The organism is Pseudacidovorax sp. 1753 (assembly GCF_040544975.1).
Lineage (GTDB): Bacteria > Pseudomonadota > Gammaproteobacteria > Burkholderiales > Burkholderiaceae_C > Xenophilus.
In genome coordinates, this window is record NZ_JBEPKY010000019.1 from 56,357 (window position 1) to 80,508 (window position 24,152).

Consider the following 24,152-nt stretch of genomic DNA (forward strand, 5'->3'; position numbering starts at 1 on the left):
AGGAGCATTCCATGCGCATGACCGCCCCCCTGGCCACCGTGGCCGCCGCCGTCCTGTTGTCCGCCTGTGCCACCGCGCCCATGCCGGCCCCGTACTCGCAGGCCGGCCTGCCCGCCCCTGTCCAGGTGCCCGCCGGCCAGCGCGTCGCGCTCGAGACCGTGGGCGCCGGCACCATCACCTACGAATGCCGCGCCAAGGCCGACATGGCAGGCCAGTACGAGTGGTTCTTCGTCGGCCCCGATGCGCGCCTGATGGACCGCAGCGGCAAGGCCATCGGCCGCTATTACGGCCCGCCGGCCACCTGGGAGAGCATGGACGGCTCCAAGGTCACCGCCACCCAGGTCGCGGTCGCGCCGGGCGGCGCCGGCAACATCCCGCTGCAGCTGGTCAAGGCCAACCCCGCCATGGGCATGGGCGCCATGCAGGGCGTGAGCTACATCCAGCGCGTGGCCACCAAGGGAGGCGTCGCCCCCATGCTGCCCTGCGGTCAGGCCAGCCTGGGCCAGAAGCAGGTCGTCAACTACCAGGCGGACTACATCTTCTACAAGCCGGCGATGTAAGCCCCGCGGGGCGCGGCGGGCCACCTGCCTTTTATGGAACCTGGCGCACTGGCCAGGATGGGAGGCTGGCATGCGCGCCCCTGCTCCCTCTCCCCTCGCAGGAGAGGGGCTCAAGACGGGGTGGGATTGGGACCATGCCCGTCGCTCGCGAAGGACGTGGGCATCCGTCCGACAAGGCACCGCGGCTTTGCCGTCCGGGCGCTGCCGGGGCAGCGGGGTACAACATACGCTGCCCATCAAGCCCGCCGGTCCCATGTCCCAACTCCCTGCTCCGTCGTCCCGATTCGGTCCCCTGGATGTGCACCTGCTGCGCGAGGGAAGCCACGCCCGCCTGTATGAACGGCTGGGCGCGCATCTCGACGACGACGGCACCTTCCACTTCGCCGTCTGGGCCCCCAATGCCAGCCGCGTCGCGGTGATCGGCGACTGGAACGGCTGGAACGACGAGGCCGACGCCCTGCAGCCCCGGTCCGACGGCAGCGGCGTGTGGGAGGGCGAGGGCATCCCGGCGCAGCCCGGGCAGGCCTACAAGTACCGCATCTGGGGCCCGGATGGCCGCTACGTGGGCGAGAAGGCCGACCCCTTCGCCTTCAGCGCCGAACTGCCGCCCGCTACGGGCTCGCGCATCTGGGCCGGCACGCACGAATGGGGCGACTCGGCATGGATGGCCAGCCGCGCCGCGCGCAACGCCCTCGACGCCCCCATGAGCACCTACGAGCTGCACATGGGCTCCTGGCGCCGCCGCGACGGGCAATTCATGGGCTACCGCGAACTGGCGCACGCCCTGGCCGAATACATCGGCTGGATGGGCTTCACGCATGTGGAGCTGATGCCGGTCACCGAGCATCCCTTCTACGGCTCCTGGGGTTACCAGACCACCGGCTACTTCGCGCCCACTTCGCGCTACGGCTCGCCGGAAGACTTCATGTACTTCGTCGACCACCTGCACCAGCAGGGCATCGGCGTCATCCTGGACTGGGTTCCCTCGCACTTCCCCACCGACGCGCACGGCCTGGCCGAGTTCGACGGCACGCACCTGTACGAGCACGCGGATGCGCGGCAGGGCTTCCATCCCGAATGGAACTCGGCCATCTTCAACTACGGCCGCAACGAGGTGCGGGCCTTCCTGATCTCGTCGGCGCTCTACTGGCTCGACCGCTTCCACATCGACGGCATCCGCGTCGACGCCGTGGCCTCGATGCTCTACCTGGACTACGCGCGCCAGCCCGGCGAGTGGGTGCCCAACGTGCACGGCGGCCGCGAGAACCTGGAGGCGGTCTCCTTCCTGCAGGACCTCAACCGCGCCGTCTACCGCGAGCATCCCGACACCTTCACGGTGGCCGAGGAATCGACCGCCTGGCCGCGCGTGTCCCGCCCCATCGAGATGGGCGGGCTGGGCTTCGGCATGAAGTGGAACATGGGCTGGATGCACGACACGCTCGACTACGTGCACGACGACCCGATCCACCGCCGCTACCACCACCACCGGCTGACCTTCTCGCTGGTCTATGCCTTCACCGAGAACTTCGTGCTGCCGTTCTCGCACGACGAAGTGGTCTACGGCAAGGGCTCGCTGATCGGCAAGATGCCCGGCGACGAGTGGCAGCAGTTCGCCAATCTGCGCGCGCTGTTCGGCTACATGTGGGCCCATCCGGGCAAGAAGCTGCTCTTCATGGGCGGCGAGTTCGGCCAGCGCCGCGAATGGACGCACGAAGGCGAGCTGGAATGGTGGGTCAGCGACCAGTGGGGCCACCGCGGCGTGCAGCGCTTCGTGCGCCAGCTCAACCGGCTGCTGCGCGAGGAGCCGGCGCTGCACCAGATCGACTTCGACCCGGCCGGCTTCCAGTGGCTGGACGCCGACGATGCCGAGCGCAGTCTCTACATCTTCCTGCGCAAGCCCAAGGAAGGCGGCGCGCCTGTGCTGGTCGTGTGCAACATGACACCGGTGCCGCGCCCCGGCCTGCGCGTGGGCGTTCCGGTGGCCGGCACCTGGACGGAGCTGCTCAACAGCGATGCGCAGGAGTTCGACGGCAGCGGCTGGGGCAACCTGGGCGGCGTGGACACCGTGCCGGTGCCGGCCCACCGCCAGGCGCAGTCGCTGGTGCTGGCGGTGCCGCCGCTGTCCACGCTCTACCTGCGCGCACCGCTTTCGCCCGACACCGAATCCGAGAAAGGTCTCCTCCGATGAGCGCTCCGGCCTCCCTGCTCAGTGCCCAGCCGCTGGTGCGCCCGATCGGCCTGGCCGATGGGCGGCAGCGTGCCGTCATCGATGCCGTGCTGCCCTGCGTGGACAACGGCCGCTTCGCCGCCAAGTGCGTGGCCGGCGAGTCCTTCGCGGTCGAGGCCCATTGCTTCGCCGAGGGCCATGACATGCTGCGCGTCATGCTGCACTGGCAGCACGAGGGCGAGGCCACCTGGACCGAGGTCGAGATGGCGCTGAAGTGGAACGACGAATGGCATGCCCAGTTCGTGCCGCCGGTGCCCGGGCGCTATCGCTACACCGTCGAGGCCTGGGTGGACGCCTTCGAGTCCTGGCACCACGAGCTGGAGCGCCGCGTGGATGCGGCCGACATCCGCATCGCCGCACGTGTGGGCGCGGCCGAGATCCTGGCCGCCGCCGGCCGCGCACGCGATGCCGGCCAGGCCCAGGACGCGACCCGCCTGCAGGGCTGGGCCATTGCGCTGGAGGCCCGCGCCGCCGATGCCGGCGAGGACGCCGCCCTGCTCAAGGCCCAGGCGCTGGACGAGGGCCTGTCGGCCATCGTGCGCCGCTATCCCGACCGGCGCCATGCCACGGCGCTCAAGCCCGGCTTTCCGCTGGTGGTCGACCGGCCGCTGGCGCGCTACTCGACCTGGTACGAACTCTTTCCGCGCTCCGCCTCGCCCGAGCCGGGCCGGCACGGCACCTTCGCCGATGTGCAGGCCCTGCTGCCCGGCATTGCGAAGATGGGCTTCGACGTGCTGTACTTCCCGCCCATCCATCCGGTGGGGCGGATGCAGCGCAAGGGCCGCAACAACGCGCTGGTGACGGAAGACGGTGACGTCGGAAGCCCCTGGGCCATCGGCGCGGAGGAGGGCGGCCATGACGCGATCCTGCCCGCGCTGGGCACGCACGAGGACTTCCGCGCGCTGGTCAAGGCCGCGCGTGGGCATGGTCTGGAGATCGCGCTGGACATCGCCTTCCAGTGCGCCCCGGACCATCCCTGGGTCAAGGAACACCCGGCCTGGTTCAAGTGGCGCCCCGACGGCACCGTGCAGTACGCCGAGAACCCGCCCAAGAAGTACCAGGACATCTATCCCTTCAACTTCGAGAGCGACGACTGGGAAGGCATGTGGTTCGCGCTCAAGGGTGTGCTCGACCACTGGATCGCGCAGGGTGTGACGGTGTTCCGCGTCGACAACCCGCACACCAAGGCCTTCCCGTTCTGGGAGTGGGCCATCAACGAGGTCAAGCGCAGCCATCCGCAGGTGATCTTCCTGGCCGAGGCCTTCACCCGGCCGAAGGTGATGCACCGGCTGGCCAAGCTGGGCTTCTCGCAGTCGTACACCTACTTCACCTGGCGCAACACCAAGGAAGAGCTGGTGGCGTACTTCACCGAGCTGTCCAGCCGGCCGGGGCTGGACTACTTCCGCCCCAATGTCTGGCCCAACACGCCCGACATCCTGCACGCGCAGCTGCAGACCGGCTCGGACGCCATGTTCCGCCTGCGCCTGGTGCTGGCGGCGATGCTCAGCGCCAGCTACGGCATCTATGGCCCGACCTACGAGCTCAAGGAGCACCTGCCGCGGCACGAGGGCAGCGAGGAATACCTCGACTCCGAGAAATACCAGCTGCGCCACTGGGACCGCGACCGCGCCGACAGCCTGGCGCCCTACATCGCGCACCTCAATGCCATCCGCCGCGCCCACCCCGCGCTGCAGCGCAACGATGGCCTGGTCTTCCTGCCCATCGACAACGACCAGCTCATCGCCTGGGCCAAGCAGTCGCCCGATGGTCAGGACGTGATCGTCACCGTGGTCAACCTGGACCCGCACCATGCCCAGTGGGGCTGGCTGCAGTTCGACCCGGCGGCCATGGGCTTCGGTGTGGAGCCCGGCCAGACCTTCCAGATGCACGACCTGCTCGGCGGCGAGCGCTTCATGTGCCAGGGCGCGCGCCACTTCATCCGGCTCGACCCGGCCGTCAGCGTGGCCCATGTCATGCATCTGCTGCGCAAGACGCGCAGCGAGCGCGACTTCGACTACTACCAATAACAGCAACAAGTCACTTCTGAGGAGGCGCGCCGCATGACGCAGACCGCACCCCGCCTGGCCCTGGAGAACGTCGAGATCGACAGCTCCGAGGATCCCACCTGGTACCGCGACGCGGTCATCTACCAGCTCAACGTCAAGGCCTTCAACGACACCAACGGTGACGGCATCGGCGACTTCAAGGGCGTGACCGAACGCCTGGACTATGTGAAGGAGCTGGGCGTCAACACCATCTGGCTGATGCCCTTCTACCCGTCGCCGCTGCGCGACGACGGCTACGACATCAGCGAGTACTGCGCCGTGAATCCGCAGTACGGCACGCTGGAGGACTTCAAGGAAATGCTGGACGCGGCCCATGCCCGCGGCCTGCGCGTGATCACCGAGCTGGTCATCAACCACACCTCCAGCGACCATCCCTGGTTCCAGCGTGCGCGCCAGGCCCCGGCCGGCTCGCCCGAGCGCAACTTCTATGTCTGGAGCGACACCGACCAGATCTACCAGGGCACGCGGATCATCTTCACCGACACCGAGACCAGCAACTGGGCCTGGGACCCGGTGGCCAAGCAGTACTACTGGCACCGCTTCTTCAGCCACCAGCCCGACCTCAATTTCGACAACCCCGACGTGCTGGAGGCGGTGTTCGGCATCATGCGCTTCTGGCTCGACATGGGCGTGGACGGTTTTCGCCTGGACGCCATCCCCTACCTGATCGAGCGCGACGGCACCAGCAACGAGAACCTGCCCGAGACGCACGACGTCATCAAGAAGCTGCGCGCCGCCATCGACGCCAACTACACCAACCGCTTCCTGCTGGCCGAGGCCAACATGTGGCCCGAGGACGTGCGCGAGTACTTCGGCACCGGCGACGAATGCCACATGTGCTATCACTTCCCGCTGATGCCGCGCATGTACATGGCCATCGCGCAGGAAGACCGCGACCCCATCGTCGAGATCCTGCAGCAGACGCCCGACATCCCCGAGGGCTGCCAGTGGGCCATCTTCCTGCGCAACCACGACGAGCTGACGCTGGAGATGGTCACCAACCGCGAACGCGACTACATGTACAGCACATACGCGGCGGACAAGCAGGCGCGCATCAACCTCGGCATCCGCCGCCGGCTGGCGCCGCTGATGGGCAACGACAAGGACCGCATCAAGCTCATGAACGGCATGCTGCTGTCCATGCCCGGCTCGCCCATCATCTACTACGGTGACGAGATCGGCATGGGCGACAACGTGTTCGTCGGCGATCGCAATGGCGTGCGCACCCCCATGCAGTGGAGCAACGAGCGCAACGCCGGCTTCTCGCGCGCCGACCCGCAGCGGCTGTACCTGCAGCCCATCATGGACCCGATCTACGGCTACGAGGCCGTGAACGTCGAGTCGCAGCTGCGCGACCAGAGCTCGCTGCTGCACTGGACGCGCCGCATGCTGGCCGTGCGCAAGACCAGCCGCGCGTTCGGGCGCGGCCGCAAGACCTTCCTCAAGCCCGGCAACCGCAAGGTGCTCGCCTACCTGAGCGAGTACGAGGGCGAGGTCATCCTCACCGTCTTCAACCTCTCGCGCGCGGCCCAGCCGGTGGAGCTGGACCTGGGCGCCTTCAAGGGCCGCGTGCCGGTGGAGATGCTGGGCCGCACCACCTTCCCGCCCATCGGCGAGCTGCCGTACATGCTGACGATGCCCTCGTACGGCTTCTTCTGGTTCCGCCTGGCCACCGACGTGGACGTGCCCAGCTGGCACCAGGAAGGCCTGCAACTGCGCGACCGGCCGGTGCTGGTGCTGTTCGACGGCTGGTCCAGCCTGTTCCGCGAGCGCGTCATGCCCTGGCGCATCGGCATGGCCGACCGGCTGCGCGAGCAGTTCGAGGTCGACGTCATGCCGCGCCACCTGGAGGTGCAGCGCTGGTATGGCGCCAAGGGCGAGCCGATCCAGCGCGTGGGCATCGCCGACCATGCGACCTGGGACCGCGGCGAGCGCGCCTATGTGCTGCCGCTGCTGGATGTGCAGGCGGGCAGCGGCAGCGGCCGCTACTTCATGCCGCTGGGCATCGCCTGGGAAGACCTGGACGAAGAGACCATCAAGCAGTACGCCCCCGCCGTCGTCGCCAAGGTGCGCCAGCAGGCGCAGGTGGGCGTGATGGGTGACGCCATGTACGACCCCGCCTTCGCGCATGCCGTGGCGGTGGCCATGGCGCAGGGCCTGGTGCTGCCCGCCACCGGGGGTGAGATCCGCTTCACCGGCAGCCGCGACCTGACGGGCGTCGATGCCGCCGCCATCCAGGCGCTGCCCGTCAGCCGGCCCAGCGTGGCCAGCAGCAACACGGCGCTGACCTTCGGCGACCAGCTTTTCTTCAAGTGCTACCGCCGCGTGCAGCCGGGCATCAACCCCGAGCTGGAGATCGGCCGCTTCCTCACGGAGACGGTGCGCTTTGCCAACTGCGTGCCGGTGGCCGGTGCCATCGAGTACCACGGCAACGACGGCACCGTCATGACGCTGGGCCTGCTGCAGGCCTTCGTGCCCAACCAGGGCGACGCCTGGGACTACACCCTGGCCTACCTGGAGCGGGCCCTGGCCGAGCACCAGGCCGCGCCCGAGGCCGCGCAGGTGGACCACGGCGCCTTTCTCACACTGATGCGCCTGCTGGGCCAGCGCACGGCCGAGATGCACCTGGCCTTCGCGTCGGCACCGGCCGACGACCCGGCCTTCGCGCCCGAGCCGCTCACGTCGGAAGACCGCGAGGCCCTGCGCCTTCGCGCCCACGACGATGCGCGTGCCACGATGAGCCTGCTGGCCGAGCGCCTGCCCACGCTGGGCGAGGGCGCGCAGGGCGATGCGCGGCAGCTCATTGAACGCCAGGCGCAGCTGCTGGAGCGCATTGCCGCCTTCGACGGCGTGGGCACCGGCGGCATCAAGACGCGCCTGCATGGCGACTACCACCTGGGCCAGGTGCTGGTCTCGCGCAACGACTTCATCCTCATCGACTTCGAGGGCGAGCCGGCGCGCAGCATCGACGAGCGCCGCGCCAAGGGCCCGGCCCTGCGCGACGTGGCGGGCATGCTGCGCTCCTTCAACTACGCGCGCTGGTCGGCCCTCAAGCGGGTGGCGCAGAACGTGGACGAGCTGGCCCGCCTGAACGCCGTGGCCGCCGATTGGGAGGCGGCCGTGCGCGCCGCCTACCTGGGTGGCTACCGCGACACGCTGGCCCATGCCGGCGCCGGGGCACCGGACGAGGCGCTGATGTCGCTCTTCGAGATCGACAAGGCCTTGTACGAGCTGCGCTACGAACTCAACAACCGCATCGACTGGGCCCAGGTGCCGCTTCAGGGGCTGCTGGCCCTGGCACGCGCGCCGGGGGTGTCCGAGGCATCACGAGGAGGTGAGCATCCATGAACGACTTCAGCATGCAGCTGTTGCCCCTGCGGGCCTTCCTGTACCAGATCGCGGCCTTCCTGCCGCGGCTGCTGTTCGCGGCACTGGTGCTGGTGGGCGGCTGGCTCGTCGCCAAAGTGGTGCGCTTCGCCGTCACCAAGGCGCTGCGGGCCGTCAACTTCCCGGTGCTGACCGAAAGGGCGGGGCTGGACGGCTTTTTGCGCCAGGGCGGGGTGCGGGTGGACACCACGGGGCTCGTGGGCCTGCTGGCCTACTGGGCCGTCATCCTGGCGGCGCTGATCATCGCCTTCAACGGCCTGGGGCTGACCTACATCACCGACCTGCTGGGCCGGGTGATCTGGTTCGTGCCCAACGTGTTCGTCGCACTGCTGGTGCTGGCCTTCGGCGCCTACTTCGCCCGCTTCGTGGGCGATGCCGTGCGCACCTACGGCCGCAACGTGGGCATGCCCGACGCGACCTTCTTCTCGCGCATCGCGCAGTACGCCATCCTGGTGTTCGTCATCCTCATCGCGCTGGACCACCTGCGCATCGGCGGCGACATCGTGCGCGAGAGCTTCCTGGTGATCCTGGCCGGCTTCGTCTTTGCGCTGGCACTGGCTTTCGGGCTGGCCGGCAAGGATTGGGCGTCGCGCCACATCCAGCAATGGCTGCCGCCGGAGACCGAGGGTGTGCCCCGCACGGGCAGCGCTGCGGGGCCTGCCGTGGCCTCGCCAGCGGCCGCGGCGGTCCAGGCGACTGCGGCCGATGCCGCTGCACCCACCACGGTGCTCGACCCGCTGCCCGAGGTGCCGGCCACGGCCACGCCGCCCGCGCCCCAGGTCGATGGCGAGACGCTGCCTCGCCCGGCCTCGGCCCGCGGCGCGGACGATCCGCTGATCCCGCGCCGGCCGGTCGATCCGCCGCCCCCTCTTTGACATGGAAAGCTGAAAGCGAACGATGAGACGTGAGCACAAGATGCCCTTCGGCGCCACGGTGCTGGAGGGCGGGGGCGTTCGTTTTCGCCTGTGGGCGCCCGGCGTGGCGGACGTGGTGCTGGAGCGGCGTGCGCGGGGCACCGGCTGGGCCACGCACCCCATGAAGGCGGTCGGCGACGAGGGCTGGTTCGGCTGCGACGTGCCCATGGCCGCCGCCGGCGACGACTACCGGTTCGTGCTGCCCGACGGCCTGAAGGTGCCCGACCCGGCTTCGCGCCACAACCCCGACGATGTGCACGGCCCGAGCCGCGTGGTGGCCCCGGCCGCCTACGAATGGCACGACGATGACTGGCAGGGCCGCCCCTGGCGCGAAGCGGTGGTCTATGAGCTGCACATCGGCAGCTTCACGCCCGAGGGCACCTTCGACGCCGCCCGCAAGAAGCTGCCCGAACTGGCGGCGCTGGGCATCACGGCCATCGAGATGATGCCGGTGGCCGATTTCCCCGGCACCCGCGGCTGGGGCTACGACGGCGTGCTGCAGTTCGCGCCCGAGGCCAGCTACGGCCGGCCCGAGGCGCTCAAGGCCTTCGTCGACACGGCCCACGGCCTGGGCCTGATGGTGCTGCTGGACGTGGTCTACAACCACTTCGGCCCCGAAGGCAACTACCTGCACGCCTACTGCCCGCAGTTCTTCAACCCTGCGCATCAGACGCCCTGGGGCGCGGCCATCAACTACGACGGCGACCACTCGCGGCCGGTGCGCGACTTCTTCGTGCACAACGCGCTCTACTGGATCGAGGAATTCCGCTTCGACGGCCTGCGCATGGACGCGGTGCATGCCATCCGCGATGACTCCGAGCTGCACATCGTGCGCGAGATCACCGAGGCGCTGCGCAAGGGCCCCGGCCGCGAGCGTGCCATCCACGTGGTGCTGGAGAACGAGCACAACCACGTCCACCTGCTCACCCGCGACGCCGAGGGCCGCCCACACGACGCCACGGCGCAGTGGAACGACGACTTCCACCATGCCGCGCATGTGCAGGCCACGGGCGAGATCGACGGCTACTACCTCGATTACGCGAGCGAGCCCAAGGCCCTGGTCGGCCGGGCGCTGGCGGGCGGCTTCATCTACACCGGCCAGCCCTCGGTAATGCGCGACGGCGACCCGCGCGGCGAGCCCACCGACACGCTGCCGCCCACGGCCTTCGTCTCCTTCCTGCAGAACCACGATCAGGTCGGCAACCGCGCCTTCGGCGAGCGCATCGAGGCACTGGCGCCGGCCCACCGGCTGCGGGCGCTGCGCGCGGCGCTGCTGCTGTCGCCCCATGTGCCGCTGATGTTCATGGGGGAGGAATGGGCGGCCACCGCGCCCTTCCTGTACTTCTGCGACTTCGGGCCTGAGCTGGCCCAGGCGGTGACCGATGGCCGCCGGCGCGAGTTCGGCCGTTTCGAAGGCTTCACCAGTGCCGAGGCGCGGGCCCGCATCCCCGACCCGAATGCCGAAAGCACCTTCACCGCCAGCCGGCTCGACTGGGCCGAGCGCGAGCAGCCCGGCCATCGCGAGCGCGTGCACGAGGTGCGCACGCTGCTGGCGGTGCGCAAGCGCCGCGTGGTGCCGCACCTGCCGGCCAGGCCGGGCAGCGGCCGCTGGCAACTGTCTGGCGACCTGCTCTTCCTGCAGTGGGAAATGACGCCGTCGCTGCCGGACGGTCTATGCTGGCTGCAGATGGTCATCAACCTGGGCGATACCGAGCAATTGGGCGCCGCACCCACCGGCCGCGTGTTCCACAGCTGGGGCTGCCACCTGGCAGCCGGGCCGAGCCCGCGCCTGCCCCTGCTGGCGCTGTCGCCGGGCGGCGGATGTGCGGCCCTGCTGCAGTTGCCGGTCTTCGACGAGGACGACGACACCCTGTCCGTGTTCGAGGCGCCCTGACGAGGTGTGACCACCGCCGCCGTGCCCGCCCTGCCGTGCCCCGGCCCATTCCCCGGTACTGCGTGGGCGTGCCCGGCCCCGGGTTGCGCGTTGCGCCGGTGCCGCCCATGCCCAGGCAATCCACCCAGCCACGGCGGATTGGTCCACACTGGGTGAGCCGTTTCCTTTTTCTCCTGCGACTGTCCCGCCATGTCCGAAGCCCTCTATCGCGCCTGCGCCCGCTGCGGCCTGTCCCCCCGTTACCACGATGTCTGGGGCCGCGAGGTGGCGGTGGAGCCGCGGCACCTGGCCAGCCTGTTGCACGAGCTGGGCCTGGGGCGCCATGACCCGCAGGACGAGGCCGCGTGGCAGGCCGAGATCGAACGCATGGACCAGGCCGAATGGCGCACGGCATTGCCGCCGGTGCTGCTGGCCCAGGCCGACAGCCTGCGCGTGCCCCTCAGCCTGCGCTGGCCCGAGGGCGAGTCCGCGCCGCCCTGGACCCTCCAACTGGAGCAGGGCGGCGCCCACGAGGGCCTGATCGACTTCGGCCAGGGCGAGGGCGCGCGCCGGCAGGTCGACGGGCGCATGGTCGTCGAGCGCCATGCCGTGCTGGAGCTGCCCGACGCCCTGCCCATGGGCTACCACCGCCTGCGCGTCGGCACGGCCGAGTTGCTGGTGATCGCCGCGCCGGCCTCGTGCCAGCCGCCACCCGGCGATGCCGAGGGCGTGCGGCACTGGGGTGTGGCCGCGCAGCTCTATGGCCTGCGCTCGGACACGCAATGGGGCATCGGCGACTTCGCCGACCTGGGCCGCCTGGTCGAACAGGCCGCCGGCCTGGGGGCGCAGGCCGTGGGCCTCAATCCCTTGCATGCGCTGTTCCCGGACGATCCCGGCCAGTGCAGCCCGTACAGCCCGTCCTCGCGGCTCTTCCTCAATCCGCTGTACATCGCCGTCGAGGCCCTGCCCGAATATGCCGACTGCCTGGAGGCGCGGCGTCTGGTGGCGTCCGACGAGTTCCAGGCCCGGCTGGGCCACCTGCGCGCCCAGTCGCTGGTGGACCACGAAGGCGTGGCCGCCGCCAAGCTGGAAGTGCTGGCGTTGCTGCACGCGCATGTGCAGGCCCGGCGCCAGGTGCCCGAGCCCGGCCTGGTCGCGCGCCAGCGCGATGACGCCTTCCGGGCCTTCTGCCAGCAGCGTGGCGAGGCGCTGCAGCGCCATGCCACTTTCGAGGCCCTGCGCCGTCACCTGCGTGCCCGCGATCCCGACTGCTGGGGCCCGCCCTGCTGGCCTGCGGCCTACCGCGATCCGGGCTCGGCCGAGGTGAAGGCCTTCGCGCAGCAGCATGCGGCGCAGGTCGAGTTCCAGGCCTGGCTGCAGTGGCTGGCCGCCAGCCAGCTCGAGGCCGCCGCACGCCAGTGCCGCAGCCGCGGCATGGCCATCGGCCTGTACCTGGACCTGGCCGTCTCGGTGGACCGTCACGGCGCCGACGCCTGGGCCGGCGGCGACGTCTTCGCGCCCGGCGCCAGCGTGGGTGCGCCGCCCGATGCACTCAACCTGCTGGGCCAGGACTGGGGCCTGCCGCCCATGCGGCCCGCGGCCCTGCGCGCCAGCGGCTACGGCCTGTTCATCGAGGCGCTGCGCGCCAGCATGCGCAACGCCGGCGCGGTGCGCATCGACCATGTGATGGGACTGACCCGCCTGTTCTGGATTCCGCCCGGCGAGAAGGCCGCCAGCGGCGCCTACGTGGCCTATCCGGCCGAGGAGATGATGGCCATCGTCGCCCTCGAAAGCCGGCGCCAGCGCTGCGTCGTCATCGGCGAGGACCTGGGCACCGTCACCGACGCTACGCGGGCGCTCATGCAGCGCTACGGCCTGCTGTCGTACCGGCTGATGGTGTTCGAGCGCGAAGGCGCCGCCTTCAAGCGCCCCGCGGCCTACCCGGCCCAGGCGCTGGCGGCGGTGAGCACGCACGACCTGGCCACGCTCGAAGGCTGGTGGTCGGGGGCCGACCTGGGCGAGCGCATCCGCCTGCAGCTCTACCCCAGCGACGAGATGGCGCGCCAGCAACTGGCGGAACGCGCGGCCGACCGCGTGCAACTGGCCTTCGCGCTGGAGGATGCCGGCCGGCTCGATGCCGAGGCGGGTGCGCGCCTGCTGGGCAGTGGCGACTTCGGCACCGAGGCCGCGGCCGCCGTGCACGGCTGGCTGGCCCAGGCGCCGTCGCGGCTGCTGATGGTGCAGGCCGAGGATCTGCTGGGCGAGCGCGGCCAGGCCAACCTGCCGGGCACGGTGAACGAGCATCCCAACTGGCGCCGGCGGCTGGCGTTGCCGGTGGAGCAGTGGGCGCAGGCGCCGCGCGTGGCCGCCATCGCCGCCGCCGTGGCCGCCGAACGGCCGGCCGTGGGCGGTGCGGCTGCGGCCGAGGGCCCGGTGCGCCATCCGCTGCGCCTGCCGCGGGCCACCTACCGGCTGCAGTTCCATGCCGGCTTCACCTTCGACGATGCCATCGCCATCCTGCCCTACCTGCAGCGGCTGGGCATCAGCCATGTCTATTGCTCGCCGCTGCAGCGTGCGCGCCCGGGCAGCACCCACGGCTACGACGTGGTGGCGCATGACCAGATCAACCCCGAGCTGGGCGGCGAGGCCGGCTTCATGCGCTTCTGCGCCGCGCTGCAGCGCCACGGCATGGGCCAGATCCTGGACCTGGTGCCCAACCACATGGGCGTGCTCGGCGGCGACAACCCCTGGTGGGAAGACGTGCTGGAAAACGGCCCCGCCTCCCTCTACGCCAGCCACTTCGACATCGAATGGCAGCCCGCCGACCCGGAGCTGGCCGGCAAGGTGCTGCTGGCCGTCCTGGGCGGCGCCTACGGACAGGTGCTGGACGACGGCGAGCTGAAGCTGGGCCTGGACGCCACGGGCGGCCGGCTGGCCATCCACTACCACGACCATTGCTTCCCGGTCGCGCCCGAAAGCTATGCGCCCGTGCTTCGCTCGGCCGAGCCGCTGATGGCCGGTCCCGAGGACGCGGCCGCCCTGGCCGGCGTGGCGCAGGCCTTCGAGTCGCTGCCCGCCGGCGCGGACGACGCCGCGCGGCGCGCCCGCGACAAGACCGCCGCCCAGGCCCGCCTGGCCGCGCTGATCGGCGAATCGGTTGCCTTCGGCAGCGCCGTGCAGGCGGCCGTGGCGCGCTGGAACCATCCGCGCCACCGCGAGGCGCTGCACCAGCTGCTGGAGGCGCAGCACTACCGCCTGGCCTTCTGGCGCGTGGCCTCGGACGAGATCAACTACCGCCGCTTCTTCGACGTCAACGAGCTGGCCGCGCTGCGCATGGAGCGGCCCGAGGTCTTCGAGGCCACGCATGCCCTGCCGCTGGACCTGGCTGCGCGCGGCCTGGTGGACGGCCTGCGCATCGACCATCCCGACGGCCTGCACGACCCGGCCGCGTACTTCGACCGGCTGCAGCAGGGCTTTGCGCGGCGCACCGGCCGGCGCCTGGCGGCCGATGACGGCAGCGGGCGGCCCGAGCGGCCGCTCTACGTGGTCGCCGAGAAGATCGCCGCCGGCCACGAGGAGGTGCCCGAGGCCTGGGCCATCCACGGCACCACCGGCTACCGCTTCGCCAATGTGGCCGCGGGCGTGCTGGTGCAGACCGAATCGGACGCCGCCTTCGACCGCATCTGGCGTGGCTTCACGGGCGAGGACGCGCCCTTCCACGAGGTCGAGTACCTGGGCAAGCGGGCCGTCACCCGCAATGCGCTGGCCTCGGACCTGACCATGATCGCCACGGCCGCGCTGCGCATCGCCCGCGCCGACCGCCGCACGCGCGACTACACGCTCAACAACCTGCGCCGCGCGCTGGCCGAGGTGGCCACCTGCATGCGCGTCTACCGCAGCTACGTGACCGACCGCGGCCTTTCCGCGCAGGACCAGCGCTACATCGACGATGCCATCGCCGCCGCGCGCGAGCGGGGCGAGCTGGCCGACGACAGCATCTACGACTTCGTCGGCCAGGCGCTGCGCGGCGAGCTGCATGCGGGCGACCCGGTGCTGCATCCGCAGGTGCTGCGGCTGGCGGCGCGCTTCCAGCAGTTCAGTGCGCCGGTGGCCGCCAAGGGCGTGGAGGACACGGCCTTCTACCGCTGGTATCCGCTCGCCTCGCTCAACGAGGTGGGGGGCGATCCGGCCACCTTCGGCTTCACGCTGGAGCAGTTCCACGAGGCCAGCGCCGACCGCGCCCGCCGCTGGCCGCACACGCTGCTGGCCAGCTCCACCCACGACAACAAGCGCGCCGAGGACGTGCGCATGCGCCTGCATGTGCTCTCGGAGATGCCGGCCACCTGGCGCCTGGCGTTGCGCCGCTGGCATGCGCTGGCCGAGCCGGAGGCGCAGGTCGCGCTGCTCGACCACGGCGTGACGCCGTCGCGCGCCGACGAATACCTGCTCTACCAGACCATGCTGGGCATCTGGCCCGCCGGAGGCGCCGACGAAGAGGCCCGCGAGGAGCTGGCCGAGCGGCTGGTGCGCTACATGCACAAGGCCGCGCGCGAGGGCAAGCGCCACACCAGCTGGGTGATGCCCGACGAGGCCTACGAAGGCGCGCTGGCGCAGTTCGTGCGCGGCGTGGTGGACAGCGAGGAGTTCCGCGCCGACTTCGAGCCGCTGGCCGCGCGGCTGGCCTGGTGGGGCGGCCTCAATTCGCTGGTGTTCACGGCGCTCAAGTTCTGCTCGGCTGGCGTGCCCGACACCTACCAGGGCACCGAGTGCCTGGACTTCAGCCTGGTCGATCCCGACAACCGCCGCCCGGTCGACTACGCGGCGCGCAGCGAGCTGCTGGCCGGCCTGGAGGCCCTGGCCGCCCGTCCGGAGCGCATGGCCGAGGGCCTGGCCGAGCGCATGACGCCCGCGCGCCTGGGCGAAGCCAAGCTGTGGACGGCCTGGCGCCTGCTGCAAATGCGCCGCGAGCATGCCGCCCTGGTGCGCGACGGCGACCACCAGCCCCTGTACGCCCATGGGCCGGCCGACGAGGCCGTCGTCGCCTTCACCCGGCAGGCCGGGGACGATGCGCTCGTCTTCGTCGCGGGCCGGTTTTTTGCCGAACAGGATGACGACCGGCGCGACGCGCCGCCGCCTGAGGGCTGGGACGCGCAGGCCTGGGCGGCGACCACGCTGGCGCTGCCGCAGCGCCCGGGCGGCTGGCGCGACGTGCTCAGCGGGCGCCATGTCGAGGGCGGTTGGGTGGCCGTCGACGCGCTGCTGCAGACGCTGCCCTGCGCGGTGCTGGTGCCCGCGGAACACGCGGTGTAGGCGGCGTCCTTCATGGCGGCCGGCCGATGCCTGCTGCTTTTGGAGGCGTCGCGCCTCATCATGGTGCTCCACATCCAGGTCCGACGGAGACAGCCATGACTACCCTGCAAAGCGCCGTGTTCCCCGGCAGCGTGCTCCAGCACCCCGAGCGCATCCACCTCGACTGCCGGGACGACGTGAGCTATTGGATGGGCGAATTCGGCGTCACCGAATCGCTGCTGCGCCTGGCCGTGGAGCGCGTGGGCGATTCGCCCGGCGCCGTGCGCCGCCTCATGCGCGACGGCTGGGGCGCCCGGCCGCCCGCCGCCGCGCCGTGGCCGACGCTCACTGCCTGAAAGCACCTACGCGGCCGCCCGGCCGCCTTCGCAGCATCGCTCCATGGCCACCGGACACTGGAGAGCACCGATGCCCCCACTGGATTTCGAGGAGGGCCTGGCCCCTCCGCTGATGCCCGCGCCGGGCACCCCGCCGGGTGAAACCTGGCTCTGGCATGTGGCCGGCCGAGGCTACGACAGCGCCCACGAGCGTGCCGCCCGTACCGACTTCGCCCAGCGGCTGGCGGCCCTCAAGGGCCACCGCTTTGCCGGCGACTTCAATCCGCAGCGGCCCGCCGGTGCACCCCAGTACGTGGTGCCCAACGACACCCTCACCGCTGCTGACGCGCGCGTCGCCGGCATCCAAGGCCCGCACGACCTGTTCGGCGGCGTCGTTCCCCATTCCTTCGTCGCCACCAAGGCCATCACCCATCCGCTGGTCGATGCGGATGCGGCGCGGCCCGAAGGCTGGTCGGCCGACTTTGCCGCGCAATCGGCCGATGCGGTGCTGCACGGCTACACCGCCTTCAGCCTGGCGGAGGCGCAGCGAGCTGGCCGGATGCTGCTGGCCCGCGGACCCGTGCGCGTGAAGGCCGTGCGCGGCACCGCCGGCCGGGGGCAGAGCGTGGCCCACGACACTGAATCGCTGGACCGCCAGCTGGAGGCGCTGGGCGAGCCCGCCATCGCCGCCGATGGCGTGGTGCTGGAAGAGAACCTGCGCCATCCCGACACCGTGAGCGTGGGCCAGGTGATCGTCGGCAGCCTGGTGCTCAGCTACCACGGCCATCAGCGGCTGACCTACGACAACCAGGGCGAGGCGGTGTATGGCGGCTCGCAGCTCACGCTGGTGCGCGGCGGCCTGGACGTGCTGATGGCCGAGCCCTTCCTGCCCGACGCGCTGCGCCTGGCCGTGGCCCAGGCGCGCAGCTACCACGCGGCGGTGGAGCGCAGCTATGCCGGCTTCTTCGCTTCGCGCATCAACTACGACGTGGCGCAGGGCATGGACGTGCACGGCCAGTGGCGATCGGGCGTGCTGGAGCAGTCCTGGCGCCTGGGCGGCGCTACCAGCGCCGAGATCGCCGCGCTGGAGCGCTTCCATGCCGACCCCACCCTGCAGCGGCTGCGCGCCGCCAGCGGCGAGTGCTATGGCGAGGAGCAACCGCCCGAGGGCGCGCAGATCTACTACCGCGATGTGGACCCGAGCGTGGGCCTCATCACCCGCTATGCGCTGATCCTTCCCGATGCAGACCCAGCTTGAGACCCTGCAGATCGCCGTCGACGACCAGAAGATCGACGGCACCCTGGTGGCCGCGGCCAAGGTGCCCGGCGTGCTCCTGGTGCATGGCTGGGACGGCAGCCAGGCGCAGTACCTGGCCCGGGCCCGCGAGATCGCCGCACTCGGCTGCGTGTGCCTGACCTTCGACCTGCGCGGCCACGCGCGCCATGCGGCGCAGCGGCTGGACGTGACGCGCGAGGACAACCTGCGCGACGTGCTGGCCGCCTACGACACGCTGGCCGGCCACCCCGCCGTCGACCCCACCGCCATCGCCATCGTCGGCAGCAGCTACGGCGGCTACCTGGCGGCGCTGGTCACGGGCCTGCGGCCGGTGCGCTGGCTGGCCATGCGCGCGCCCGCGCTCTACCGCGACGAGGACTGGGAAGTGCCCAAGGGCCAACTCAGCCGCAGCGATCTGGCCGCCTATCGCCTGACCTCCATCGCGCCGGAGGCCAACCGCGCGCTGGGCGCCTGCGAGGCCTTCCGTGGCGACGTGCTGGTGGTGGAGTCGGAGCACGACAGCACCGTGCCGCATCCGGTCATCGCCAACTACCTGGGCTCCTTCCGCGCCGTGCGCTCGGTCACCTACCGGGTGCTGTCGGGCGCGGACCATGCGCTGTCGAAGGAAGCCTGGCGCAAGGCCTACGGCGCGCTGCTGGTGACGTGGATGACCGAGATGATGCGCGGGCTGCATGTGGCGCCCGACATGGCGGCCTCGCGGGCGCCGGTCAGCCCGCCCTGAGGCAGGCGCCCGTGCGGCGTTCCGTTCAGTGCCGGACGGCCGTATGGGTCCGGACCCACCTCACTCTTTCGGTGAGAGACGCTTGGCACGTTCGCCGTCGAATTGTTCGATAGCGCCGAGAAGGTGTTGTGCATTGGTTGGGTTGCGCGAAAGGTGGGCGGTGTCTCCAGTCACGGCCAGCGCAGCCAGGCTGGCGGTAAAGCCGCTCACGTTGCCGCCCAGCGCCGCGGTGGCGTTGCGCGCGGCCTCCAGCACCTGGCGGCAGGCGGTGCGCATGGTGTCGCCCTGTTCGAGCCGCTGGCGCGGGCCGGAGATGGCCAGCACGCCCTGCAGCGCGCCGCCCACGCCGAACACCGGCGCGGCGGCGGAGGCCGTCTCGGGGTCGCGCTCGCCCCAGGAGGTGGCCCAGAACTGGGCGCGGATGGCGTCGGCTTCCGGCAGCTCGGGAAGGTCGGGCTCGCCTTGCAGGCCGAAGGCCATCAGCACCTTGCCCGAGGCGCCCTGGCCGATGGCATAGCCCTGGCCGACCTGCACCGAGGCGCGCACCGAGCGCGCGGGCTCCACGCGGAACAGCGCCACCCGCTGCAGGCCATGCCGCACGTAGAAGGAGGCCGTCTCGCCGCTGGCGGCGCTCAGCTGCTCCAGCAGCGGCTCGATCACATGCCCTACCTGGAAGGAGCGCTGGTACACCGCCGCCAGCCGCAGCGGCTGCGGCCCGATGGCGTACTGCCCGTCGGGCAGTCGCCGCACGAAGCCGCCGTGCTCCAGCGCGCCCAGCAGCCGCAGCACCGTGCTCTTGTACAGGCCCGTGCGGCGCGACAGCTCCGACAGCGTGAGCCGCGCGCTGTCGGCGTCGAAGGCGGCCAGCAGCGCGAAGGCCCGGTCGAGCACGGCCACGCCACTGGAGTCGGAGGCAGCGGCGTCGGCGGCGGGATCGGCAGGCGAGGGGGCGGCGTCGGTCATGGCGGCGGCGGGAGGAAGGTCGGTTCGCGGGAGCGGCCGCAGTGTGACATGGCCGAACTGCGCGCCCGACGCGCCGGGAATGCCAGGGTTAACCCGGTGCGCCTTGGCGCTCCGACCGGTCTAAAGTTCTATCCAACAGATTGACGTTCTGTCTAATAGAACTGCATGAAGCAAAGGAGACCCCTGTGAAGACCTTCCACCGTCTGGCGCTGTGCGCCACGCTCGCCCTGCACGGCGCCCTGGCCGCCGCGCAGGCCGGCTTTCCCACCCAGCCCATCAAGATCGTGGTGCCCTTCCCGCCGGCCGGCGGCACGGACGTGCTCACGCGGCTCGTGGTCAACGAGATCACGGCCAAGGACACGCGCTGGAACTTCGTCATCGACAACAAGCCGGGCGCCGGCGGCAACATCGGCCTCGACGCCGTGGCCAAGGCCCGCAAGGACGGCTACACCTTCGGCGCCGGCCAGACGGCCAACCTGGCCATCAACCCCGCGCTCTACAGCCGCATGCCTTTCGATGCGGCCAAGGACTTCGCGCCGGTGGTGCTGTTGGCCTCGCAGCCGGTGGTGCTGGTGGTGCGGGCCGATTCGGCCATCCACACGCTGGCCGACCTCAAGATCCAATCCAAGACCCGCCAGCTGACCATGGCCTCCGCCGGCACCGGCACGGTGGGCCATGTGGCCGGCGAAATGTTCGCGCGCCGCGCCGGCATCCAGGTGATGCATGTGCCGTACAAGGGCGCCGGCCCGGCCATCACCGACATGCTGGGCGGCCAGACCGACATCTACTTCGCCACGCCGCCCAGCGTCATCTCGATGGTCAAGGCCGGCAAGCTGCGCGCCGTGGCCGTGACCTCGGGCCAGCGCATCGAGGTGCTGCCCGACGTGCCGACGGTGGCCGAGTCCGGCTACCCCGGCTTCGTCGCCGAGGACTGGAAGGCCCTGGTGGCGCCCGCCGGCACGCCGGCCGAGGCGGTGGATGCGCTCAATGCCGTGGCCAATGCCGCGCTCAAGCGCCCCGACGTGATCGCCCGCCTGCGCGACGAGGGCAGCGCGGCCCGCGGCGGCACGGCGGCCGAGCTGGGCGCCTTCATGAAGAGCGAGCAGACGCGCTGGGGCACGGCCGTGCGCGAGTCCGGCGCGCGGGTGGATTGAAGGATGGGTGCTTCGTTGCAGGGCATCCGCGTCCTCGATCTCACCAATGTGCTGGCCGGGCCCTTCGCCTGCCACCAGCTGGCCCACATGGGCGCCGACGTCGTCAAGGTGGAGAGCCGCCAGGGCGGCGACCTGGCCCGGCAACTGGGTGCCGATGCCGAGCTCAACCGCCGCCACATGGGCGTGTCCTTCCTGGCGCAGAACGCGGGCAAGCGCTCCATCACCGTCGACCTCAAGAAGCCCGAGGGCAAGGAGGTGCTGCGCCGCCTGGTGCGCACGGCCGACGTGCTGGTGGAGAACTTCCGCCCCGGCGTGATGCAGCGCCTGGGCCTGGGCTACGACGAACTGCTGGCCGAGAACCCGCGGCTCGTCTACTGCGCCATCTCCGGCTTCGGCCAGGACGGGCCGCTGCGCGACCTGCCGGCCTATGACCAGATCATCCAGGGCATGTCTGGCACCATGAGCATCACCGGTGCGCCCGACAACGCGCCCTACCGCGTGGGCTACCCCATGGCCGACACCATCGGCGGCATGACGGCGGCCTTCGCCATCGCCGCGGCACTGGCCGACCGGCAGCGCACCGGCGGCACCTTCATCGACGTCTCCATGCTCGAGGCGGTGATGGCGACCATGGGCTGGGTGGTCTCCAACCACCTGATCGCCGGCCGCGCGCCGCAGCCCATGGGCAACGACAACTTCACGGCCAGCCCCTCGGGCACCTTCCGCACGGCGGACGGGCTGCTCAACATTGCCGCCAACAAGCAGGAGCAGTTCGAGGCCCTGTGCCGCGTGGTGGGGCGGCCCGACCTGCCGCAGGACCCGCGCTTCCGCGAGCGCCAGGGCCGCCTGCAGCACCGCGCCGAACTCAAGGCCCAGCTCGAAGCGGCGCTGGCTGCGCGCACCACCGAGGCCTGGTGGCCGCTGCTCAACCAGGCCGGCGTGCCGGCCGGGCCGGTCTACACCGTGGGCGAGGCGCTGGCGCATCCGCAGGTGGCCGGCCGCGGCATGATCGGCCGCTTCGACGACGTGCCGGGCGTGGGCCGCGACATCCGCGTGGTGCGCACCGGCTTCAAGATCGACGGCCAGGCGCCGCGCGTCGACACGCCGCCGCCCACGCTGGGCCAGCATTCCACGGAGATCCTGGCCAGCCTCGGCTACTCGGCTGAGGAGATCGCACAACTGCAAGACGAACAAGCCATATGACCGATCCCGCATCCCTGCCGGCTGGTGCTTCCGCCGGCGGCGCCAAGCCTGCCCCCGATGCCCGCCGCACCACCGAGGACTGGTGGCGCACCTCGATCATCGACATGTCGCCGGGCGTGATCCGCTACCGCGGCTACCCGATCCAGGACCTGATCCGCGAGCGGGTGAGCCTGGCCCAGATGATCTGGCTGATGACCCGCGGCGACCTGCCCACGCCCGGCCAGGCCGCGCTGCTGGAGGCCGCGCTGATGGCCGCCGTGGACCACGGCCCGCAGGCGCCCAGCATCGCCATCGCGCGCATGGCCGCCACCTGCGGCGTGGGCCTGAACAGCGCCATGGCCTCGGCCGTGAACGTGCTGGGCGACGTGCACGGCGGCGCGGGCGAGCAGGCGGTGGAGCTGTACGAGGACATCGCCGCCCGCATCGACGCCGGTGCCGACGAGGACCGCGCCGTGCAGGAAGGCCTGGACGCCTTCATCGCCGCGCGCGGCAAGGTGGTGGCGGGCTTCGGCCACCGCTTCCATCCGGTGGATCCGCGCTCGGCGCCGCTGCTGGCGCTGGTGGACGAGGCCGCGGCGGCCGGCGAGGTTGATGGGCGTTTCGCCCGCATCGGCCGCGCGGTCGAGGCGCGCCTGGCGGCCGCCAAGGGCAGGCCCATTCCCATGAACATCGACGGCGCCACGGCCGTCATCTATGCCGAGCTGGGCTTTGCGGCGCCGCTGGCGCGCGGGCTGTTCTGCCTGTCGCGCTCGGTGGGCGTGCTGGCGCATGCGTGGGAGCAGACCGCGCAGGACGTGCGCATCAAGGGCCCCATCCCGCGGCAGTACCAGCCCACCTACGACGGGCCGCCGCCGCGCGAGGTGCCGGCGCAGCGCTGAGGCTGGCGCGTCGACGGGCCGGCATGTGCGGCAGTCGGTCCGTCGACGCGCCGTGGTCGCGCCAGCGCCGGGGTCGGCGGCGCGGGGCAGGGCGGTGACGGAGGCCGGCGGCTATGCTCGTCGGCTTTCCGTCGTCTTCCTTTCCCCCAGCCCGCATGTCCTCTGCCGCCTCCCCGTTCCCCTTCGACGCCGTGCTCTTCGACTGCGACGGCGTTCTGGTCGATTCCGAGCCGATCACCCACCGCGTGCTGGTGACGATGCTCCACGAGCTGGGCTGGGCCATCACCGAGGAAGAGGCGATGCAGGTCTTCATCGGCAAGGCCGTGAAGGACGAGGCCGAGCGCATCTTCCAGGAGACCGGCGTGCGCATCGATCGCGCCTGGCTCGACCGCTTCTGGGCCCGTCGCAACGAGGCGCTGGAGCGCGAGCTGGTCGCCATTCCCGGTGCGGTGGAGGCCGTGCGTGACCTGCACCAGCGGCTGGACGGCCGCATCGCCTGCGCCTCGGGCGCCGATCGGCGCAAGGTCGAGCTGCAGCTGGCCAAGGTGGGACTGCTGGAGCTGTTCGAAGGCCGCATCTTCAGCGGCCATGAGACGCCGCGCAGCAAGCCGCATCCCGACGTGTACCTGGCCGCCGCCGCCGCCCTGGGCGTGCCGGCCGGGCGCTGCGCCGTGGTGGAAGACACCGTCACCGGCGCCACGGCCGGCGTGGCCGCGGGCGCGACTGTCTTCGGCTACAGCCCGGGCGGGCCGGGCCACAGCGGCAGCCAGGCCTTGCTGTCGGTCGGCGCGGCGACCACGTTCGAGGACATGGCTCGGCTGCCCGCTCTGCTGGCCGCGTGGACCGGGCGCTGAGCCCGGCCTCTGCCCTGCGTCCGTCGCGCCGCCGCCCTCGCCGCCTTGCCCCCTGCCACCATGGGCGACCCCCGATCCCACCGCGTCATCCACCTGCAGCCCGAGGCGCCGGAGAAGCCGCCCTACGGCGCCCCGTGCAACGGCTGCGGCGTGTGCTGTGCGCATGCGCCCTGTCCGCTGGGCATCGTGGCCAGCCGTCGCACGCAGGGCGCCTGCGCCGCGCTGGTCTGGCAGGCCGAGGCGCAGGTCTACCGCTGCGGGCTGATCGTGCAACCCGAGCGCTGGCTGCCGCGCCCACTGCGGCGCGCCGCCCCGCTGCTGGCGCGCCTGGCCCGGCGCTACATCGCCGCGGGCCAGGGCTGCGACGCGCACCTGGAGACCGAGAAGGAATGAGCGCCCGCACGGCCACTCCGAAGGGCGCTCGCACCGCG

16 protein-coding genes are annotated in these 24,152 nt (G+C 71.3%); 15 read left to right on the plus strand and 1 reads right to left on the minus strand.

Features of this window, described 5'->3' with window-relative positions; translation table 11 throughout:
• Nucleotides 1-11 precede the first annotated feature (11 nt).
• The 10 genes from ABIC63_RS22190 (at nt 12) to ABIC63_RS22235 (ending at nt 18,669) form a co-directional block, all read left to right on the plus strand.
• Nucleotides 12-560: a DUF3455 domain-containing protein gene (locus tag ABIC63_RS22190; RefSeq protein WP_294375181.1), complete on the plus strand. Its 549-nt coding sequence runs from the start codon at nt 12-14 to the stop codon at nt 558-560.
• 253 nt (nt 561-813) lie between these two features.
• Nucleotides 814-2,748 (plus strand): 1,4-alpha-glucan branching protein GlgB, encoded by a 1,935-nt coding sequence (glgB, locus tag ABIC63_RS22195; protein WP_354321403.1) that lies wholly within the window; start codon nt 814-816, stop codon nt 2,746-2,748.
• Nucleotides 2,745-4,814, plus strand: coding sequence for an alpha-1,4-glucan--maltose-1-phosphate maltosyltransferase (locus ABIC63_RS22200; protein WP_354321404.1), 2,070 nt, complete (start codon nt 2,745-2,747; stop codon nt 4,812-4,814). Before glgB ends, ABIC63_RS22200 begins: the two co-directional genes overlap by 4 nt.
• 33 nt (nt 4,815-4,847) lie before the next feature.
• Entirely contained in the window at nt 4,848-8,201 is a 3,354-nt protein-coding gene (gene treS / locus ABIC63_RS22205) for a maltose alpha-D-glucosyltransferase (protein WP_354321405.1), read from the plus strand.
• Nucleotides 8,198-9,115, plus strand: a complete 918-nt coding sequence (locus tag ABIC63_RS22210) for a mechanosensitive ion channel family protein (protein WP_502935902.1) — start codon at nt 8,198-8,200, stop codon at nt 9,113-9,115. The genes treS and ABIC63_RS22210 overlap by 4 nt, the downstream gene beginning before the upstream one ends.
• 22 nt (nt 9,116-9,137) lie before the next feature.
• A complete protein-coding gene (gene treZ, locus ABIC63_RS22215; RefSeq protein ID WP_354321406.1) occupies nt 9,138-11,048 on the plus strand; it encodes a malto-oligosyltrehalose trehalohydrolase in 1,911 nt (636 codons plus the stop codon).
• A 189-nt stretch (nt 11,049-11,237) separates the two neighbouring features.
• Nucleotides 11,238-16,337, plus strand: a complete 5,100-nt coding sequence (treY, locus tag ABIC63_RS22220) for a malto-oligosyltrehalose synthase (RefSeq protein WP_354321407.1) — start codon at nt 11,238-11,240, stop codon at nt 16,335-16,337.
• Between the two features lie 95 nt (nt 16,338-16,432).
• Nucleotides 16,433-16,672, plus strand: a complete 240-nt coding sequence (locus tag ABIC63_RS22225; RefSeq protein WP_234197810.1) for a DUF3606 domain-containing protein — start codon at nt 16,433-16,435, stop codon at nt 16,670-16,672.
• A gap of 70 nt (nt 16,673-16,742) precedes the next feature.
• Nucleotides 16,743-17,909, plus strand: coding sequence for a DUF3182 family protein (locus ABIC63_RS22230; protein WP_354321408.1), 1,167 nt, complete (start codon nt 16,743-16,745; stop codon nt 17,907-17,909).
• Nucleotides 17,893-18,669: an alpha/beta hydrolase family protein gene (locus ABIC63_RS22235; protein WP_294375160.1), complete on the plus strand. Its 777-nt coding sequence runs from the start codon at nt 17,893-17,895 to the stop codon at nt 18,667-18,669. The genes ABIC63_RS22230 and ABIC63_RS22235 overlap by 17 nt, the downstream gene beginning before the upstream one ends.
• A gap of 60 nt (nt 18,670-18,729) precedes the next feature.
• Here the strand turns inward: ABIC63_RS22235 and ABIC63_RS22240 are convergent, their stop codons facing one another.
• On the minus strand, nt 18,730-19,632 hold the full coding sequence (locus ABIC63_RS22240) for an IclR family transcriptional regulator (protein ID WP_354321409.1): 903 nt from the start codon (nt 19,630-19,632) through the stop codon (nt 18,730-18,732).
• Nucleotides 19,633-19,817: 185 nt separating this feature from the next.
• Between ABIC63_RS22240 and ABIC63_RS22245 the strand changes: the two genes are divergently transcribed.
• The 5 genes from ABIC63_RS22245 to ABIC63_RS22265 all read left to right on the plus strand — a co-directional run bounded on the left by ABIC63_RS22245 (nt 19,818) and on the right by ABIC63_RS22265 (nt 24,114).
• Nucleotides 19,818-20,786: a Bug family tripartite tricarboxylate transporter substrate binding protein gene (locus ABIC63_RS22245; protein WP_354321410.1), complete on the plus strand. Its 969-nt coding sequence runs from the start codon at nt 19,818-19,820 to the stop codon at nt 20,784-20,786.
• Nucleotides 20,787-20,789: 3 nt separating this feature from the next.
• A complete protein-coding gene (locus ABIC63_RS22250) occupies nt 20,790-21,989 on the plus strand; it encodes a CaiB/BaiF CoA transferase family protein (RefSeq protein WP_354321411.1) in 1,200 nt (399 codons plus the stop codon).
• The gene (locus ABIC63_RS22255) at nt 21,986-22,867 is read left to right on the plus strand and encodes a citryl-CoA lyase (RefSeq protein WP_502935903.1); all 882 of its coding nucleotides are present in this window, start codon (nt 21,986-21,988) and stop codon (nt 22,865-22,867) included. The genes ABIC63_RS22250 and ABIC63_RS22255 overlap by 4 nt, the downstream gene beginning before the upstream one ends.
• A 155-nt stretch (nt 22,868-23,022) precedes the next feature.
• Complete coding sequence (locus ABIC63_RS22260) at nt 23,023-23,721, plus strand: HAD family hydrolase (RefSeq protein WP_294375151.1); 699 nt, start codon at nt 23,023-23,025, stop codon at nt 23,719-23,721.
• Between the two features lie 60 nt (nt 23,722-23,781).
• Nucleotides 23,782-24,114 (plus strand): hypothetical protein, encoded by a 333-nt coding sequence (locus tag ABIC63_RS22265; RefSeq protein ID WP_294375149.1) that lies wholly within the window; start codon nt 23,782-23,784, stop codon nt 24,112-24,114.
• Nucleotides 24,115-24,152 lie beyond the last annotated feature (38 nt).

What these genes read in the sequence shown, in the direction of transcription:
- ABIC63_RS22190 (WP_294375181.1), top strand. Translation starts at nt 12, where the DNA reads ATGCGCATGACCGCCCCCCTGGCCACCGTGGCCGCCGCCGTCCTGTTG.
- glgB (WP_354321403.1), top strand. Translation starts at nt 814, where the DNA reads ATGTCCCAACTCCCTGCTCCGTCGTCCCGATTCGGTCCCCTGGATGTG.
- ABIC63_RS22200 (WP_354321404.1), top strand. Translation starts at nt 2,745, where the DNA reads ATGAGCGCTCCGGCCTCCCTGCTCAGTGCCCAGCCGCTGGTGCGCCCG.
- treS (WP_354321405.1), top strand. Translation starts at nt 4,848, where the DNA reads ATGACGCAGACCGCACCCCGCCTGGCCCTGGAGAACGTCGAGATCGAC.
- ABIC63_RS22210 (WP_502935902.1), top strand. Translation starts at nt 8,198, where the DNA reads ATGAACGACTTCAGCATGCAGCTGTTGCCCCTGCGGGCCTTCCTGTAC.
- treZ (WP_354321406.1), top strand. Translation starts at nt 9,138, where the DNA reads ATGAGACGTGAGCACAAGATGCCCTTCGGCGCCACGGTGCTGGAGGGC.
- treY (WP_354321407.1), top strand. Translation starts at nt 11,238, where the DNA reads ATGTCCGAAGCCCTCTATCGCGCCTGCGCCCGCTGCGGCCTGTCCCCC.
- ABIC63_RS22225 (WP_234197810.1), top strand. Translation starts at nt 16,433, where the DNA reads ATGACTACCCTGCAAAGCGCCGTGTTCCCCGGCAGCGTGCTCCAGCAC.
- ABIC63_RS22230 (WP_354321408.1), top strand. Translation starts at nt 16,743, where the DNA reads ATGCCCCCACTGGATTTCGAGGAGGGCCTGGCCCCTCCGCTGATGCCC.
- ABIC63_RS22235 (WP_294375160.1), top strand. Translation starts at nt 17,893, where the DNA reads ATGCAGACCCAGCTTGAGACCCTGCAGATCGCCGTCGACGACCAGAAG.
- ABIC63_RS22240 (WP_354321409.1), bottom strand. Translation starts at nt 19,632, where the DNA reads ATGACCGACGCCGCCCCCTCGCCTGCCGATCCCGCCGCCGACGCCGCT.
- ABIC63_RS22250 (WP_354321411.1), top strand. Translation starts at nt 20,790, where the DNA reads ATGGGTGCTTCGTTGCAGGGCATCCGCGTCCTCGATCTCACCAATGTG.
- ABIC63_RS22255 (WP_502935903.1), top strand. Translation starts at nt 21,986, where the DNA reads ATGACCGATCCCGCATCCCTGCCGGCTGGTGCTTCCGCCGGCGGCGCC.
- ABIC63_RS22260 (WP_294375151.1), top strand. Translation starts at nt 23,023, where the DNA reads ATGTCCTCTGCCGCCTCCCCGTTCCCCTTCGACGCCGTGCTCTTCGAC.
- ABIC63_RS22265 (WP_294375149.1), top strand. Translation starts at nt 23,782, where the DNA reads ATGGGCGACCCCCGATCCCACCGCGTCATCCACCTGCAGCCCGAGGCG.